The organism is Scytonema hankhaensis NUACC26 (assembly GCF_045865695.1).
In the GTDB taxonomy this organism is placed as follows: domain Bacteria; phylum Cyanobacteriota; class Cyanobacteriia; order Cyanobacteriales; family Nostocaceae; genus Scytonema.
In genome coordinates, this window is the sequence record NZ_BAACAP010000142.1 from 17,861 (window position 1) to 34,517 (window position 16,657).

The 16,657-nt window shown below is 41.2% G+C and carries 12 protein-coding genes, 6 tRNA genes and 1 pseudogene; 14 read left to right on the top strand and 5 right to left on the bottom strand.

Features of this window, described 5'->3' with window-relative positions:
• Positions 1-6: 6 nt before the first annotated feature.
• Both ACKTT2_RS09415 and purB read left to right on the top strand, forming a co-directional pair.
• Positions 7-4,215, top strand: coding sequence for a non-ribosomal peptide synthetase (locus ACKTT2_RS09415; RefSeq protein WP_407886012.1), 4,209 nt, complete (start codon positions 7-9; stop codon positions 4,213-4,215).
• 236 nt (positions 4,216-4,451) lie between these two features.
• Positions 4,452-5,747 carry an adenylosuccinate lyase gene (gene purB, locus ACKTT2_RS09420; protein WP_407886030.1) on the top strand — a complete coding sequence of 432 codons (1,296 nt, stop codon included), beginning with the start codon at positions 4,452-4,454 and terminating at the stop codon, positions 5,745-5,747.
• A 298-nt stretch (positions 5,748-6,045) separates the two neighbouring features.
• Here purB and ACKTT2_RS09425 read toward each other — a convergent pair whose 3' ends face one another.
• Positions 6,046-6,435, bottom strand: coding sequence for an SH3 domain-containing protein (locus ACKTT2_RS09425; protein WP_407886014.1), 390 nt, complete (start codon positions 6,433-6,435; stop codon positions 6,046-6,048).
• Between the two features lie 137 nt (positions 6,436-6,572).
• On the opposite strand from ACKTT2_RS09425, the gene ACKTT2_RS09430 reads away from it, so the two are divergent.
• The 8 genes from ACKTT2_RS09430 (at position 6,573) to ACKTT2_RS09465 (ending at position 9,008) form a co-directional block, all read left to right on the top strand.
• Positions 6,573-7,133 carry a methyltransferase family protein gene (locus ACKTT2_RS09430; protein WP_407886016.1) on the top strand — a complete coding sequence of 187 codons (561 nt, stop codon included), beginning with the start codon at positions 6,573-6,575 and terminating at the stop codon, positions 7,131-7,133.
• Positions 7,134-7,559: 426 nt separating this feature from the next.
• Positions 7,560-8,093 carry an HNH endonuclease gene (locus ACKTT2_RS09435; protein WP_407886018.1) on the top strand — a complete coding sequence of 178 codons (534 nt, stop codon included), beginning with the start codon at positions 7,560-7,562 and terminating at the stop codon, positions 8,091-8,093.
• Positions 8,094-8,291: 198 nt separating this feature from the next.
• Positions 8,292-8,366 (top strand) — tRNA-Asp (locus tag ACKTT2_RS09440).
• Between the two features lie 85 nt (positions 8,367-8,451).
• A tRNA-Cys gene (locus tag ACKTT2_RS09445) sits at positions 8,452-8,525 on the top strand.
• Between the two features lie 5 nt (positions 8,526-8,530).
• Positions 8,531-8,619, top strand: a tRNA-Tyr gene (locus ACKTT2_RS09450).
• A 3-nt stretch (positions 8,620-8,622) separates the two neighbouring features.
• Positions 8,623-8,694: transfer RNA gene (locus tag ACKTT2_RS09455), tRNA-Leu, on the top strand.
• 161 nt (positions 8,695-8,855) lie between these two features.
• A tRNA-Ala gene (locus ACKTT2_RS09460) sits at positions 8,856-8,929 on the top strand.
• Positions 8,930-8,934: 5 nt separating this feature from the next.
• A tRNA-His gene (locus tag ACKTT2_RS09465) sits at positions 8,935-9,008 on the top strand.
• Positions 9,009-9,141: 133 nt separating this feature from the next.
• Here the strand turns inward: ACKTT2_RS09465 and ACKTT2_RS09470 are convergent.
• Positions 9,142-9,354 (bottom strand): hypothetical protein, encoded by a 213-nt coding sequence (locus tag ACKTT2_RS09470; protein WP_407886020.1) that lies wholly within the window; start codon positions 9,352-9,354, stop codon positions 9,142-9,144.
• A gap of 93 nt (positions 9,355-9,447) precedes the next feature.
• On the opposite strand from ACKTT2_RS09470, the gene ACKTT2_RS09475 reads away from it, so the two are divergent.
• Both ACKTT2_RS09475 and ACKTT2_RS09480 read left to right on the top strand, forming a co-directional pair.
• Positions 9,448-9,852 (top strand): SSO2105 N-terminal domain-containing protein, encoded by a 405-nt coding sequence (locus ACKTT2_RS09475; RefSeq protein ID WP_407886022.1) that lies wholly within the window; start codon positions 9,448-9,450, stop codon positions 9,850-9,852.
• Between the two features lie 132 nt (positions 9,853-9,984).
• Positions 9,985-10,794, top strand: a complete 810-nt coding sequence (locus ACKTT2_RS09480) for a hypothetical protein (protein WP_407886025.1) — start codon at positions 9,985-9,987, stop codon at positions 10,792-10,794.
• Here ACKTT2_RS09480 and ACKTT2_RS09485 read toward each other — a convergent pair.
• Positions 10,759-11,184 (bottom strand): hypothetical protein, encoded by a 426-nt coding sequence (locus ACKTT2_RS09485; RefSeq protein ID WP_407886035.1) that lies wholly within the window; start codon positions 11,182-11,184, stop codon positions 10,759-10,761. The two genes, ACKTT2_RS09480 and ACKTT2_RS09485, sit on opposite strands and share 36 nt — an antisense overlap.
• Between ACKTT2_RS09485 and ACKTT2_RS09490 the strand changes: the two are divergent.
• Positions 11,150-11,566: pseudogene (locus ACKTT2_RS09490) on the top strand (photosynthetic reaction center family protein); the annotation flags it as partial. The gene ACKTT2_RS09485 and the pseudogene ACKTT2_RS09490 sit on opposite strands and share 35 nt — an antisense overlap.
• A 288-nt stretch (positions 11,567-11,854) precedes the next feature.
• Here ACKTT2_RS09490 and hemH read toward each other — a convergent pair.
• On the bottom strand, positions 11,855-13,018 hold the full coding sequence (hemH, locus tag ACKTT2_RS09495) for a ferrochelatase (protein ID WP_407886033.1): 1,164 nt from the start codon (positions 13,016-13,018) through the stop codon (positions 11,855-11,857).
• A 155-nt stretch (positions 13,019-13,173) separates the two neighbouring features.
• Positions 13,174-15,423 (bottom strand): NB-ARC domain-containing protein, encoded by a 2,250-nt coding sequence (locus tag ACKTT2_RS09500; RefSeq protein ID WP_407886027.1) that lies wholly within the window; start codon positions 15,421-15,423, stop codon positions 13,174-13,176.
• A 778-nt stretch (positions 15,424-16,201) separates the two neighbouring features.
• Here ACKTT2_RS09500 and ACKTT2_RS09505 point away from each other — a divergent pair.
• Positions 16,202-16,615: a hypothetical protein gene (locus ACKTT2_RS09505; RefSeq protein ID WP_407886028.1), complete on the top strand. Its 414-nt coding sequence runs from the start codon at positions 16,202-16,204 to the stop codon at positions 16,613-16,615.
• Positions 16,616-16,657: the final 42 nt, after the last annotated feature.

A 16,657-nucleotide genomic window follows, 5' to 3' on the forward strand; every position in this document is an offset into this window, starting at 1 on the left:
CAGCTTATGAACCCATCTTTTTCTCAAAATCCTCCCTCAACTGCTGAAGATACAGAAGTGTTTATCTTTCCGACATCCTTTGCCCAACAACGGCTGTGGTTTCTCGACCAATTACTACCGGGAAACCCTCTCTACAACGTCTCAGCAGCACTTCGCTTAACAGGTTCGCTGAATGTAACTGCTTTAGAACAAGCCTTCAACGAAATCGTGCGTCGTCACGAAACTTTACGCACTACATTTTTAATGGTGGAAGGACAACTCATGCAAGCGATCGCACCTTCATTAACCATACCGCTTTCCGTTATAGATTTACACCATCTTTCCATTACCGAACGAGAAACACAAGCCAAACATTTGGCAACTGAAGAAGCACAACGCCCTTTCCATCTCAGCACCGGACCCCTCATGCGAATCGCATTACTAAGATGCGATGAAACAGAACACGTGTTGTTACTCAATCTTCACCATATTGTTGCCGATGGTTGGTCAATTGGGATACTTGTTCGAGAACTGGGTGTCTTGTACGCAACCGCCTGTAGTAATCTGCCATGGAAAATCTCTACACCTTTGCCAGAATTACCCATTCAATATGCAGATTTTGCAGAATGGCAGTGCAAATGGCTGCAAGAACCAGGTGCAAACGGACTCTCACCTCTACAAACTCAATTAACTTACTGGAAAAAGCAGTTAGATGGCATCTCCATACTAAATCTTCCTACTGACAGAAACAGACCAAAAGTTCCAAGTTACAAGGGGGCGCAACAGTTTCTCCAAATACCAAAATCTTTGAGAGAAGCGTTAGAAGAACTCTCCCGCCGAGAAGGTGTAACTTTGTTCATGACATTACTAGCAGCATTTCAGACCTTACTTTATCGCTACACCCAACAAGAAGACATTGTAGTAGGTTCGCCAATTGCCAATCGCAATCGTAGTGAAATAGAAGGATTGATTGGTTTTTTCGTAAATAACTTGGTACTACGAACCGATTTTTCAGGTAACCCAACATTTCAGGAACTGCTAGGGAGAGTGCGAGAGGTAACTTTAGAAGCCTATGCCCATCAAGATTGTACCTTTGAAAAATTGGTAGAAGAACTGCATCCCGAAAGAGATTTAAGTCGCCATCCATTGTTTCAAGTTGTTTTCAGTTTGCAAAACACACCAGTTGAAATCCTAGAGTTACCAGGGTTAACACTCTCACTTTTAGAATTCGACAGCAAAACAGCAAAACTCGATCTAGAATTTCATCTCTGGCAAGACTTAGAAAACTTGAAAGGACAAATTATCTACAGTACAGATTTATTTGATGACAGCACCATTACGCGAATGCTAGGGCATTTTCAAACCATATTAGAAAGTATAGTTACCGCTCCCCAACAAAAACTCTCAGATTTGCCATTGCTTACAGAAGCAGAATTGCGTCAATTATTAGTTAATTTTGGAACCGCACCCTGTAGCAGACGAACGCAGATAATAAATGCTTTTCATCCGCGTCCATCCGCTACAGGGTGCGGTTCAGAAACAAAAAATCTTCAATACTTTCATCAATTATTTGAAACACAAGTTAAACAAACACCCAATGCAGTCGCAATTGTTTTTGAACAACAAGAATTAACCTATCACGAACTGAATAGCCGTGCCAATCAACTAGCTCATTACTTGCAACAAAAAGGAGTTGTACCAGAAGTTATAGTGGGTTTGTGCTTGGAACGTTCCATAGAAGCGAGCGCAGGTAGCTTGGCCATACTCAAAGCAGGCGGTGCATACTTACCTCTAGACCCTACATATCCTTTAGAGCGTCTCAAATTTATGCTAGAAGATGCTCGAATATCAGTTTTATTAACGACTTCAGAAATAAGCGATCGCCAATTAACAAATAACATTCCTATTGTAGTCTACCTCGATAAAGATTGGAAAACAATTGCACAACAAAGTCAAGAAAACCCAACTAGCAATGTCACACCTAATAACTTAGCTTATATTATTTACACTTCAGGTTCAACAGGAAAACCAAAAGGAGTTCTTATCGAGCATCGAGGAGTATACAACTTAGTACAGGCACAAATTGAAACATTCAACTTACAACCAGGAAATCGCATTTTACAATTTGCATCTTTAAGTTTTGATGCATCAGTTTTTGAAATTGTTATGGCATTAGGAACTGGAGGAACTCTTTACTTGGCAAACAAAGAATTCCTTTTACCAGGACAATCCTTAATCGAACTACTGCAAAAACAAGCAATTACTCATGTCACCCTTCCACCTGCTATTTTAGCAGTTCTACCAAAAGTAGAACTTCCCGCACTGCAAACCATCATTTGTGCGGGTGAGCTTTGTACGAGTGATATAGTCAAGCGTTGGTGGAGACGTAACCGTCAGTTATTTAACGCTTACGGACCAACAGAAGCAACAGTTTGGTCTACCATAGCGGAAATAAGCATTCCCAGTGAAAAACCACCTATTGGTCATCCCATTGCTAACACTCAAGTCTACATATTAGACAAGCATTTACAACCCGTACCAATTGGCATTACTGGAGAGTTATGTATAGCTGGTGCAGGGCTAGCACGTGGTTATCTCAATCTTCCCAATCTAACTGCAGAACGCTTTATTCCCAATCCTGTCAGCAATTTTCAGCCAGCACAAACAACCAAGTATGAAAACCTCTATCCCCTAACCCCTATTTTCAAAACAGGAGATTTAGCACGATATCGACCTGATGGAAATATTGAATTTTTGGGACGGATAGATAATCAAGTCAAGATTCGCGGTTTCCGTATCGAATTACAAGAAATTGAAACAGTACTGACCCAACATCATGCAGTCCAAAAAGCAGTGGTTGTTGTTAAGGAGAATGTTTCTGGAGATAAGTGGTTAGTAGCTTATCTTGTTCCCCAGGATAAATATAGACCAACAATTGTTGAACTTCAAGATTTTTTAAGAGAAAAATTACCAGAATATACGCTCCCTTCAGCTTTTGTTATCTTAGATTCTTTACCGCTAACACCTAATGGAAAATTAAACCATAGCGCACTACCTGCACTCGATAATCTGGATCGAATTTCAGCCAATAAAGTTTTTGTCCCTCCTCGCACTCCAGTTGAATCTAAATTAGCAAAAATCTGGGCTAAAACGCTTAACCTCCAATCTCTAGGAATTCAAGATAACTTTTTTGATTTAGGTGGTAATTCTCTCTTAGCTATCCGTTTAATGGAAGATATTCATCAAGAATTTAAACGAGAATTACCTTTATCTTTTCTATTCTTACATCCTACAATTGAAAAATTAGCAAATTTTTTAGTTCGAGAACAATATACTCAACATTGGTCTCCTCTAGTATCAATTCAGCCCAATGGTTCAAATCCTCCTTTTTTCTGTATTCATCCTATCTTTGGTACAATCTTTCCTTACTATGAAGTAGCTTATCATTTAGGAAAAAATCAACCATTTTATGGATTGCAACCACTAGGGCTAGATGGTGAAAGCGTACCATTCAAACACATTGAGGATATGGCAGCTTATTATATTGAAGCCATACGTACCCTACAGCCAAGAGGACCTTATTTTTTAGGAGGATGGTCTTTTGGAGGTTTGGTTGCTTTTGAAATGGCTCAACAACTTTATAAAGCAGGATATGAAGTTGCTTTATTGGCTATGCTTGATACTGTAGCTCCTGTTTCTAGTCTTCAACCTTCTCTTGGGGATAGTGTCAATTTTCTGTTTTCTACAGTAGCAAGATATATCTGGTCTTTTTTGTTTGATTACTTATATTTAATAGTGAATTCTCATCAAGTTGATAGGTTTATAGATCGGGTTCCTTATCTCAACCAAATTGCAGATTGGATGAGAAATAATTTGTTATCACCTTTTCATTTACAAGAGTTGAGTTTAAGCAATGTCATAACTCAAGAATCGAAGTCTCAGATTTTGCGCGAGTTAACTATTCGCCCCATGATGAATGTTTTCCGTGCTAACAGTCAAGCAACCATCAGTTATGTCCCGCAACTCTACCCAAACCGAGTTACTCTTTTTAAATCTAGCGTTCAGTCAGGAACTACCAATCGAGATTCTAGCTTGGGGTGGGGACAGCTTGCTCTAGGAGGAGTAGAAGTTCATCAGATTCCTGGGAATCATCTCACAATGCTTAGAAAACCTCATGTTAAGGTGCTTGCGGAACAGTTGCAAGTTTGTATCGATCGCGCAATTGGGGATAATTAAAGGTATATTGAGTTAAGAAAAAGCCCCTAGTTCAAGCTAGAGGCTGAGTTTCTTATTGAGAAGAGAAATGCTGGAGAAGCTTTGCTGTTTCATTTTGACGTAAGGCAGCTTGTGAACCCACAATCAAAAGAAGTAGAATTATTTTCGCGACTGTCTGTATCCAGATAGAAGAAGACCTTCAAGACGGTCGATGTTATTTGTAGAATATGACAGTTGTATGTACTCTGTGGCAGATCGTGATTGAACGTTATACCTTGCCTGAGATGGGCAATCTTTGGACGGAAGCTTATAAATATAAAACTTGGTTGCAAGTAGAAATTGCTGTTTGTGAAGCCCAAGCTGAGTTAGGTTATATCCCAACTCAAGCAGTAGAACAAATCAAGGCAAAGGCAGATTTTGACCCGAAGCGGGTACTGGAAATTGAAGCTGAAGTTCGCCACGATATGATTGCCTTTCTCACAAATGTCAATGAATATGTAGGTGAAGCAGGACGCTACATTCACTTGGGATTGACTAGTTCCGATGTACTAGATACGGCTTTAGCAGTACAGTTAGTTGTAAGTTTGGACATTTTGTTGCGACATTTGGAAGAGTTAATTGATGCTATTCGTCAAAAAGCTAAAGAGCATCGAAATACGGTGATGATTGGACGTTCCCATGGCGTTCACGCCGAACCCATCACCTTTGGTTTTAAGTTAGCTGGTTGGTTAGCAGAAGTTTTGCGTCACCAAGAACGTCTGAAAAATGTCCGCCAAACAATTGCAGTGGGTAAGATTTCTGGTGCGGTGGGAACTTACGCCAATATCGAACCTCGTGTAGAAGCAATTGCTTGTCAAAAACTTGGGCTTCAACCGGATACAGCCTCAACTCAAGTGGTTTCACGCGATCGCCATGCCGATTTCGTGCAACAATTGGCTTTACTCGCTGCTTCCATTGAAAGATTTTCGGTAGAAATTCGCAATTTGCAAAGAACAGATGTTTTGGAAGTTGAAGAATTCTTTTCCAAAGGGCAAAAAGGTTCCTCAGCAATGCCCCACAAACGCAACCCTATCCGTTCGGAACGACTGACAGGAATGGCTCGAATTGTCCGCAGCCATGCTGGAGCAGCATTGGAAAACGTTGCACTATGGCACGAAAGAGATATTTCTCACAGTTCTGTCGAGCGCGTGATTTTACCCGACGCTTGCATTTTGACACACTTTATGCTTTACGAGATAACCGACTTGGTTAAAAACTTGTTGGTTTATCCCGAAAACATGGAGCGGAATTTAAACTGTTACGGTGGAGTTGTCTTTAGCCAAAGGGTTCTACTCGCTTTGGTAGATAAGGGATTGAGCCGAGAAGAAGCATATGCGATCGTTCAACAAAACGCTCATACTGCATGGAATAAGCCCGAAGGTAATTTTCGCGAATTAATTGCCAACGACTCTCGCGTCACCCAAAAGCTATCAACTACAGAAATTGAAGCTTGTTTCGATCCCCAAAACCATCTCAGACATTTGGAGGAAGTTTACCAAAGATTAGGGATTTAGAGGGACTAGGGATTGGGGAACTCGGGGCCCCCTCTGGGGATAAGGGGCAATGGGGATTGATGATTGAGAACTAGGAAAGAGATATTTTCATGTTTGGTTGTGGGATTTTCCCATGAATGACTTGAAAATAGAGCGTAGGGTGGGCATTGCCCACCAACATCAAACGGTAGGCATTACTCATACCCACCCTACTTCAGCTTTTTTATGCTTAGGGGTGAAATCTTTTCATCGCCACTGCCTTCTTCAATATGGTTAGTTCCTTGTTAGTAACTCAGTTACATCTTCCATCTTCAATTTATCAACGAGTGCGGCAATTTTTGAGGAAAGACCTCGTAACATACCCTTCAACGGGGGCAATAATCCTTGTCCAATTATTGCCTTCACTACCATCAGTAACTCCTAGAGCAACGCGAGTGCCATTTTGCAACGAACCGACAGTTACACCCCTAGTGTTAGGAGTTTTGCGAACGTTAAGTTTTGAACCCGATTGTACCGATACTACACAAGAACCAACAGAAGTTTGAGCTAATTGAAAACTATCTTGAGATGTTGGTGCGGTTTGACCTATTCCTTGTTGTACAGTTCTTTCCAGTGCAAAACTAGCCCCGTTTGTTCCACTCCCGTTAGTGACTGCAACAGTAGATAACATTACAAATGTAGCTGCTACACATTTCATTATTTTTTTCATAGTAGAAATCGCTCTTAATTAATTGGTTGACTATATTTAAAAAATGGATAATTTAAATTACACTCAGAAGTCACAGCATTTCGGAGTTGCATATAAAGAATTATGGCGATCGCTAAACAATTCAGAAAGTGGTCATAATGTTTCTTAGAATCTGGCGTTTGCTAACACTCATTCTTGTGGCATTGTTTATGGGACTGGAGTTCGCCCACACTTTAGAGCTACCTGATAAAATGCAGTACGAAGGGGCGCTGTATGTGACGGTTCAGAATAGCTTATACCGTTATTTCGGTGCGCCAGGTCTAGGGGCGTTTGTCACAGTGGGTGCAGTCCTGTGCGCGATCGCTTCGGTGCTAGGATTGCTCCTGTTTGTCATTGGTTGGTGGATTATCTCCCTGTCCTTTAAGGCAAATACTTTTGCAGCAACTGCGGTAAAACATCAGACAGAGCGACAACAAACGGTAATTGATCCGGAAGTTTACAGCATTGTGCGGCATCCCATGTATGCAGGTACGGTTCTAGTAATGGTTGGTATATCTTTATGGTTAGAATCTTATGCTGCGGCTCTGTTAGAGATCGTTCCAATGACAATACTGGTTATACGGATTCACTTTGAGGAGCAATTTTTGCGGCAAGAACTAGAGGGCTACGACAATTACACACAAAAAGTTCGGTATAAGCTGTTGCCATATCTCTGGTAAATAACTTTGCTGTACGGGATTTGTTCTGTTGAAAAAGTAGACAAGAATATACTACAGTTGTATTATTAAAATTAAATCTCCATTACAAATACTACACAGTTCAATGATAAGCAAATTTTCTTCAACCATTACTAGCGTGATGCATTGCCGACCCAGCCAGGGTTGGATAGACGCAATTGCGCTATTTGCGTTTGAGGGAACATATCTATTATTGGGCGCAAAGAGGGCAAGTGTAGGCATTTTTGGAGCGCTCCTTTCAGAAAGTTCTGCTAACGCTGAATATCTGAACCGAGACCAATTCATCCAGAGTAGGAGGTACAAGTGTTTTATAGCACCAGTATAAGTCAAGAAGTATCAACTACCTGACCCCTGCTCCTGGATAACTTATCAGAAGCAGGGGTTATTTTTTTAGGAGTGAATTCACTTATGGAAGCTCAACCACCAAGTCAGCCATACATACTACAAAATTCCGTGGTAGTGTTCTCTAAAAACTACTTACCAATAGCACGCATCAATATTAAACGAGCGATCGTGCTTCTGGTCACGGGTCAGGCAGAATCTTTGAATTTTGGTACTACAAAGCAGTGGGAAGTGCGATCGCCTAGTATCGTACTACAAGTACCCGAACACATCCGCTTAACGGTTAGCAATCCCGAACGGCACTGGAAAGTACCTGCCGTGAATCGTCGTGAAGTACTAAAACGCGATAGTAATACCTGCCAATACTGCGGCAGCACAAAACGTTTAACCCTAGACCACGTGATTCCTCGTTCCAAAGGTGGACAGCATACTTGGAACAACGTTGTCACAGCGTGCGAACGTTGTAACCAGAACAAAGGCGATCGCTTACCCCATGAAGCGGGAATGGTACTAAAAAGTAAGCCTAAAGCGCCAATTCACCCAGCAGTTACCTTTGCCGAACAATTTTGGAATGCACAACGGCTGACTGAAAATGAGTAATTCACTCCCGTAAACTCCGTCAGAGAGGGCAATACAGCAATTACCAAACACTGCCCTCTCACTTCTAAAAAAAATTTGTAGTATGCCCTTGACAGCTTTGTATTATATTGTAGTATTTATGTAGTGAAGCACAAAGCCTCTGTAAAAGGCATAGCGTTAACACTGAAGAACCTTGAAAAGTTAATAATTGCCACATTTGGGGATGTAGCTCAGTTGGTTAAGAGTGCCTGTCTGTCGAACAGGAAGTCACGAGTTCAAATCTCGTCATCCCCGTGTAGCCGTGTGGACGACTAGACAAGTCGCTCTAGTTCTCAGCTAGAGAGAAGCGAGTGCAACTCTCGTCACGGCTTCCAAAAATGTCCAGATCGCCTAACGGTAGGGCGTTGGTCTGCAAAACCGCCAAAAGTGCGAGTTCAATTCTCGCTCTGGACTCCTCACGGGTTGGTATCCAAGTCTGGTTGAAGGAAGCCGTCTGTAAAACGGATGCCCTTGTGCCTCGTAGGTTCAAATCCTACCATCCCGACCATTTGCCCCTGTACTCTGTGGAAGACGTAGCCCGCTTAAACCGGGTTTGTTGCAGGTTCAAATCCTGTCAGGGGTACTCGCGGAGATAGAGCAACGGTTAAGGCTCAACGGTTTCATAAGCCGAGGTTCAGTGGGTTCAACTCCCACCTCCGCTACCAAATACTGGTGTAGATGTGGCAAAGCACTTAACTAGTAATCAGGTGGTTGCAGATTCAACTCTTACAACTGCTGCTAAATGGGACCATAGCTCAACTGGTTAGAGCGTCCGCCTTGCAAGCGGAAGGTTAGGGGTTCAAGTCCCCTTGGCTCCACTGTGGTGTCTGAGGCCAAAGTGGTCGCGGCGCTGGTTTGTGAAACCAGTCATAACGGGTTCAAGTCCCGTCAGACACCCCTTCAGGGAAGATGCCGCTAAATGGTTGGTAACCAGTCTTGAAAACTGGGGTGGGGCGGGCTGCTGCTCGCTAATATATGGGCATATCTTTGCAAATCTAATATTTTGCCGAGATATATAACTTACTCCAGTTTACTCCGCATTAAGTCTTTGATTTTCTGCCCAAGCTTCGATCTGTTTCCTAACCCATCCGCCAATTGGCTCGGATGGGTCTTTGATTTTGTTTATTTCTTCGATAACCCAAGGCTTAAGAACGACAGTAGCAACCGTATTGTTTTCTTTGTACTTTGCCGCATACTGCCTGCTTTTGTGCGCGTTTCTTTGTCTCCATTCAGGTGTAGGCATTTTTTTGATTTCCCTTAATTAATAGTTGACAGTCAAAACGGTTAGACTTATAATAATTATTATATATCGAACATGACACGGGAGGTGATAGACGTGGCAGAGTCAACTAAAACTTATACAGCTCAAATAGAATTCTGGCATTGGGGTGAGTTGTTTGCTCTTTCTAATTTAGTTGACTCGGCTCGTCACTACGCAAGAGAGTTAATTCTTAAGGGGAAAAGTAAGCTTGAATGCAATAAGGAATTACAAGCTAAGTTCAATGTCAATAAACGGTGGGCTAGCTCTATCTACACCGAGGTACAAGGAATTGTATCCAACATTGACAAGAACAGAGCTAACCACATCAAAGTTTTAGAAGGTCAGATTCAATCAATTAAATCTGATATCAGAAAGCGTGAAAAACAGATTAAAGACTTTGCTAAACAGGAGAATAAAGAAAAATACTCACGCTCCAAGAAAGGTTTTTCAGCTATAAAGATAAAAATCAAAAAGGTTTGATCTCTTGGGGCAAAGGAGCGCCAAACAACACAACTCCAAGACACTAAGTTTGGCTTACACCAAAAGAAACGGAGACTAAATCTATTAGAAAATCAAATTAAATATCTGACTACAAAAGCGCCTAATTACGTCTTGCCTGACGCAAATGGTTTTCTGCTTGTTGGTAGCAAGGACGAGTCTTCTGGCAATCAATCAGCACAGTTTGACTATGTGGAAAGCACTGATAAATTTCTTCTTTCTCTCCGCACTCCTTACGCTTTAGAAGAAAGATTAGGCGGTCAATATATTCGGATTGATGGACTGAATTTTCAGCACGGTTCGCACGAGTTAATTGAGGCAATCTCCCCACGCTGTTATCAGGTAAAGACCAAAAATGAAACCGGAAAGTGGGAGGTAGGATACAGCGCTGTCACACTTCGTTTTTTTTGGAAAAATGATTGCTGGTATGTTGCGGCAACGACAGATATTAACCAGCCAGAAATTACCTCAGAGTACCTTTCTGGTTATGTTGGAATTGATTTAAATGCGGATTCCGTTGGGTGGGCAGTATGTGACGCCCAAGGTAATTTACTAGAATTTGGTGATGACAAAATTGACCTTCATTCTTTGAGTTCCAATCAGCGAGAAGCAATTCTTAGTGATGCTGCCACCTTTATCGCTCTTAAGGCTAAACACTACAACCTTCCCATAGCTTCGGAAAGATTAGACTTCTCTGGCAAGAAAGCACAGTTACGAGAAAAAGGCAAGAAGTACGCAAGAATGCTGTCTTCTTTTGCTTATTCTCAATGGAACGATGCATTAGATAATGCCTGCCAAAAGCACGGTATTTATCACAAAAAAGTTGAGCCTGCCTATAGCAGTTTAGTCGGTATGGTGAAGTTCATGTCCACTTACGGAATGAACTCATCATCTGCGGCAGCGTTTGTCAAAATCTACCTTTAATTGACGAAAGATATTGACAATATTTCCGCATACATAACCTGTCTCTATTGGCTTTTTACCACGTAACGCAAAAACCATTGACATTAACTGTTCTTCAATTCTCTCTTTACTGCCAAATATAGATAATAACTTTTGAATAATAGGATTAAGAATTAACTGAATTTGGATGTCTTTTAAATAATCTTTAGTATTGGCTTTAACAAGAGCATGAGTTTTCAAGAGATGTATAGAATATCGACTTCTAATTTCCCACTCACGAATTTCTTTAATAACATATTGAATGAGACGATTAGTGACACACTCTATTAAGACGGGTTGTAGTGTAAAAGCAGACATATTCACTATACTATCTCTACCCATCCGGGAAACAACTGAGACTGAATCTGCCAACAACGGTTACAAGTTTGGTCAAGAGCATGAAACTTACAATATTATGGCAGTTCATGCTTACTACGGGCGCTTGATATTCCAATACGTTTCTTGGAGAAACAGCCGAGGTTTGCACTTCTTCTTGGGTGCTTTGCCCGTAATTGGTATCTGGTTTACTGCTCTAGGTATCAGCACGATGGCATTTAACCTCAATGGTTTCAATTTCAACCAGTCTGTAATTGATTCTCAAGGTCGTGTAATTAGTACTTGGGCGGACATCTTGAACCGCGCCAACTTAGGTATGGAAGTGATGCACGAACGCAACGCTCACAACTTCCCCCTTGATTTGGCTTCCCATGATGTTGCTCCTGTAGCTTTACAAGCTCCTGCGATTGAAGGCTAATACCATGAGTGGATTTTGGATTTTGGATTGATAAAGTCTTGCTTGGACTTAATTTCACTCAAAAATCAGTCTCATTCTTTTTTTCAATTGGTATAAGCTTATCAAGATTTAAATTTTGGTCTACTGTTATGAGTGCTTAATTAAATGCGATGACTCGCAAACGCCCCATCTCTGGGGCGCTTTTTTATTATTGGTCATTGGTTATTAGTCATTGGTCATTAGTCATTAGTCATTAGTCATTGGTCATTAGGATTAATCAAATGACAAATGACGACGGACAACTAACCACTACAACAACCCAATCATATGTAGCAGACCGTGACCTGTAATTAACTCAATAATCAACGCAATGAAGCCAAGCATAGCAATACGACCATTCCAAACTTCTGCACTGGTGGTCATTCCCCATTCCCAACGTTCTGGTGGATAGATTCTTACTTTCTTCTTCATTTGAGCGGCTTGCGAAAGCTTAAAGCTGGGGGCTTTTAATGCATCAATTACTAAGTCAGCTAGTGCTTTCACAAACACGGGATGGGTGTTAAGCGCTGATACTCGGCGGAAGTTGTGAATTCCTGCTTCTTCTGCAAGTTCTCGGTACTCGATATCAATTTCCTGTAGTGTTTCAATGTGTTCTGAAACAAAACTGATGGGTACAACAACTAAATCTTTTACACCTTTTGCTCCTAGTTCTTGTATGGCGTCTTCCGTATATGGTTGAAGCCATTCTACCGGACCGACGCGACTTTGGTAAGCCAAAATATGGGGATTTGGTCGGTTGAGGGTTTGCATAATCAGGCGGGTGCATTCCTCAATTTCTTGCTGATAGGGATCGCCTGCTTCTTCAACGTAGCTTTTGGGAACGCCATGAGCGCTAAAAAAGATATGAACTTCGTCAGGATTGGGAAGTTGGTCTAGTTCTTGGGCTATCAGATCTGCCATTGCTTGGAGATAACCCGGTTGTTTGTACCAAGAGGGAATAACGGTGTAATCTATCTGTTGCAGCTTTGGATCTTCTTGCCAAAGTTTTTCTAGAAGTCGGAAACTCGAACCACTCGTACTAATGGAAAACTGGGGATATAGAGGTAGGATAACAAGGTGTTCTATTTTGTCTTGGGTAATTTTGGCGATCGCTTCTTCTGTGTAAGGATGCCAGTAACGCATACCAACATAAATATTAGCTTCTTGTCCTTGGGAGGACAATTGTTCTTTTAAGGCGTCCCCTTGCGCTTCAGTAATGCGCCGTAATGGCGAACCGCCTCCAATCTGCTTGTAGTTCTCTTGAGATTTTTGAGTGCGTCGTGAGGCAATGAACCAAGCTAGAGGTTTTTGCAACCAGGGGAATGGCAGGCGAATAATTTCTGGATCTGAAAACAGATTATAGAGAAATGGCCCAACATCCTCTAATTTATCTGGACCACCAAGATTAAGAAGCAAGACGCCCACGCGACCCATAGCAGTTACTATCCCCAATTTTTTCAGCTTTTTTACTAATGTTAACAATATATCTCGATTACTTATATAATATGAACGATAAATACGAATTGGTGAGAAAGCCTTGACCTCTCTTTCATGGGGAGAGGTGGCTGATTGGCTTCTAATCCCTGTCCCTAATTACTGCTCATTGGATTTTCCAGGGGCGTCACTGTGACAGCAGGGGAAGGAACTGTATCTACGGATGATGTTGTCGGTGCTACATTGGGTGTCAGGACTGGAGTGAAAGTTGGTGTAGGTGTTGGTTCTTCTATTGGAGGATTAGATTCAACTGATGGTGACGGCGAAAACGTTGGTGTAGGCGTCGGTTCTTCTGTAGGTGTTGAGGTCGGTGTGGTTGGTGGTTGTTGGGTTGCTGAAACGGCTGGTTCGGGGATGGATTTCCTTCTTGGTACGGGTGGTGTATCAATTTGTGGTGTCTGACGTTTGATAATTGTTGATGGTTGTTGGTCAAATTTTGGTGTCAGTGGTGGATTTATAACTGGTTTATGTTCGGGAAAGGTTAACTGTGTATTAGTTCTAGGAACGGACTCGACAGCTTTTGGTAAAGGAGTTTTAGTCGTACTCGGTTCAGATTTGGGAGCAGATGACGGAGTTATTGTTGTTGTCGGTTCTGTCTTTTGCGGTGGGGGAGGTGTAAAACGATGCCAATTAGACCAAGCCAAAAATCCTACTGACGCTAAAATTCCAACAGTGACTACCCGGCTTGGCGAAAGCAAAGAAGTATTTTGGTATAAACGGTTATTCGAGGGTGACGAATTGTCGGAAACAAGATTCAGTCGCGTGACTAATTGCGGTGGGGGTGGTTGCAGTTTGGTTTGCTCGTTTGTTTCTGCTGCATCGGGTACGTCTATCTGTTGGTTTTCGTTTGGAGATGATGGAAATGAAGAGTTTTTTAGCCAATTCAAATTGTGGTTGGTGAGTGTCACTCCTGTAGTGTCACCTAATGATTCCCGTAATCGTACTGCTTTTGTTAAATACTTATGAGCCGTACTGTTTTCTTCTAAACACAGAGCGCGAACTCCTAATTGATGTAAAGCCCAAGCTTCATCAGCGCGAGATTGTTCCGCTTGAGATGCTTGTAGTCCTCTCTGTAGGACTTGCTCCCACAAACTCCATCGCCTACTTAAAGCTAGCGAACTTTCTATTGCTTTAACCAAAGTTAGTATATCTTGCCACCGACTGTTTCTTACTGCCACTTCTAAAATCTGTACAGTTGCATCAATTTCTACTAATAAATAATTAGGTTGTTTCTGATATTGTTCGGCAAATTTTACAAAATATACTATAGCATTTTCTAATATTTCTGTTAGTCTCCACTGTGACGGTAAAACTTCTGCGATCGCCTGAGTTATTTTGTACTGAGAATTCTGCAATTGTACGAGATTTCTCCGCTGGAGTGTTTCTAGTAGCTGGTCAGCGTTATGGATTTGAGCGATCGCGCTAATTTGCTCTTTCTTTAACCCAACTCTTCCCATCACTAGTAATAATTCTAAGATGGTCTTATAGGGTTTTGATAGTGTTGCTACAGTTTGTTGAATTAAATAAGGAACAGGCTCAGTCGATGGTAGTTGGCTCACTATTTCAGCTAGCGATCGCCCTTCCTCTACTATATTCGCCACTGCTATCTGTATGTGTACGGGATGTCCCTTTAGGAGAGTACAAAGCGATTTTGCAGCCGGAAATTCTTCCCTTGTTAGGGAACGTCCCAGTTCTTTTTCTACTAATGAAATAGAATCAATAAGTGACAAACCAGAGAGGGGGAGAGAACGTCCCTTTATATAGAGGCGTTTTCTTGAGGAAGCTATTAGGAATGTTAAATTGCTCTTAAAATTTATTAACTCCTGTAACTCTTCTTGGATAAGTTCATCATCATCATCTAAAACTACCAGAGCTTTTTTGTGCTGAATTTGTGCTTTGATTTCGCGATAAGTTGGTTTGTAAGGAATACTGTTTTGATAGTATTTTTCCCAAATAACCTGTAGCAGATCGCTTACGTATGGGTGAGTAAGTGACAGGTTAATAACACCATCTGTGAAAAGAGACATGGATTGTATGTCATGTGCTAAGCAACTCAAAAGAGTCGTTTTCCCAAAACCAGCACAACCGTATAGTTCCACTGATTGACCAACTCCAAGGGCTGCGATCGCTTCTGTTACCAATTCTTGACAACCCAGTAGGCGATCGACAGAACCTTCAGATACCAAAACTGGTGCGGGGCGCGAGAGCGTTGTTGGTCGTTCTTCATCAGTTGCTATATTTGCCATAGCACCGTGGCTCGAACCAATATCAATAACGTAATTGCCAACAGCTAATTGACCGATGGTTTCCCCCTGAAAGTTTGCAATGATACTTTTTTGAGGCATAAGGTTTTCTTCCAGCTTTATTTAAGCTCTTTTCCCTATTTACGCGAGAATTCTGCCATAACCCATACGAGTTTTACAAATTTTTCGCGATTTGCCAAGTTTTAAGTATTTATACTTGTTATGAGAATTTTACGAACAGGACTGACGCTTCAACATTCCCTCACTCTAGACCAAGGTGTGGTGTTAGTTAATAGATCCTTCCGATGACAATGTACTGAGTGGCGGTTCTCTACTTAGTACTAAAATACATTAAATTTATACGAGTAAACAAAATAAAAATAAATCTATGGCTATATGACTTTTAAAAAGAATTGGTATTACTCACCCTACTACATTTTATAAATCAAATAGGATTACTATAACTAATACTTAACAACTAATTGTGACTCATATAAAGCCAGTCGTATTTATCGCTAAGCTAAGTTATAAAGTAACAAGCATAAACCTACTATACCAATCCTAAATGATTTGTGAAAAAGTCTCAGTACTGTAGGTAGGGCTATACCGCACAAAAGCTTTATATGGTGGAGGACATTGCCCACCCTACGTGTATTTCAAAAATCAAATAGGAATCTCAGATCGCAAATTAAAATTGCTGTCATTCCCAAAAAGCTTTACATAAACGTACTTTTCCTACTTTTCCTACATAAAACCGGAAAAGTAGCCTATTTGGAAAAAGCCAGAAAGTTTTCCAAAATTTTTTGGTATAAAAAAAAATACGATAAAAGCAGTTAAGACAATTAAGATAAATAAAAGCAAACAACAGTATACTAGCAACATGAAACAATCTAAAGTTAGACGAAGACGGGGTGTTTTGCTGACTTCTACAGGTTTAAAACGGTTGCAAGCAGCAATTTTGGTTATGGAGATGGCACAGAACAACGGAGAGCGCTTTACCTTAGATGAGTTAAGCGATCGCGTGAAAGTTTCCAATAAAACATTGAGTAGATTGTGGTCTTTGAATACAAATGTGGATCAAAAAACTCTTAAACTTTGCTTTAGCGCCTTCAATCTGGAATTATGCGAAGAAGACTACAGCATTTTGAGCGAGTTAGATGCGGATGATGCTAATGAAACCTTCTCACAGGAGGCGGACGATGACGAGACAGGTGTAGTGCAAGCAAAGGAGAATTTTTACCTTTACAAAGCTATTGACAGATACAGCAGATTGCAAGTTTATGAAGTACAGTAGCAACAGTTGGTAAACCAGTTTCGTAGATGCTTGGAGTTGACC

Bases quoted from the DNA above. Each gene is read 5' to 3' on its own strand.
- ACKTT2_RS09415 (WP_407886012.1), top strand. From the start codon at position 7: ATGAACCCATCTTTTTCTCAAAATCCTCCCTCAACTGCTGAAGATACA.
- ACKTT2_RS09500 (WP_407886027.1), bottom strand. From the start codon at position 15,423: ATGCCTCAAAAAAGTATCATTGCAAACTTTCAGGGGGAAACCATCGGT.
- ACKTT2_RS09430 (WP_407886016.1), top strand. From the start codon at position 6,573: ATGTTTCTTAGAATCTGGCGTTTGCTAACACTCATTCTTGTGGCATTG.
- ACKTT2_RS09470 (WP_407886020.1), bottom strand. From the start codon at position 9,354: ATGCCTACACCTGAATGGAGACAAAGAAACGCGCACAAAAGCAGGCAG.
- ACKTT2_RS09425 (WP_407886014.1), bottom strand. From the start codon at position 6,435: ATGAAAAAAATAATGAAATGTGTAGCAGCTACATTTGTAATGTTATCT.
- hemH (WP_407886033.1), bottom strand. From the start codon at position 13,018: ATGGGTCGCGTGGGCGTCTTGCTTCTTAATCTTGGTGGTCCAGATAAA.
- ACKTT2_RS09435 (WP_407886018.1), top strand. From the start codon at position 7,560: ATGGAAGCTCAACCACCAAGTCAGCCATACATACTACAAAATTCCGTG.
- ACKTT2_RS09505 (WP_407886028.1), top strand. From the start codon at position 16,202: ATGAAACAATCTAAAGTTAGACGAAGACGGGGTGTTTTGCTGACTTCT.